This window comes from Bacillus cereus group sp. BfR-BA-01381 (genome assembly GCF_022663555.1).
Lineage (GTDB): Bacteria > Bacillota > Bacilli > Bacillales > Bacillaceae_G > Bacillus_A > Bacillus_A pacificus.
In genome coordinates, this window is sequence record NZ_JAKUFR010000381.1 from 1 (window position 1) to 203 (window position 203).

A 203-nucleotide genomic window follows, 5' to 3' on the forward strand; every position below is an offset into this window, starting at 1 on the left:
TCGCTTTTTCTTTTGTCGCTTCATCTAATCCCGCAAACATTTCTTTGTGTTTACCCTTTTCCGGGAACTTCACGCCTAATTTTGTTAATTCTTCTTTTGCTTGTTCACGTGTTAATTTGCCGGACTTTTCTTGCTCTAAAATTGATTTCGCTTTTTCTTTTGTCGCTTCATCTAATCCCGCAAACATTTCTTTACGTTTTTCT

1 pseudogene is annotated in these 203 nt (G+C 36.5%); it reads right to left on the bottom strand.

Features of this window, described 5'->3' with window-relative positions:
• Positions 1-203: pseudogene (locus tag MR079_RS29150) on the bottom strand (hypothetical protein); the annotation flags it as partial.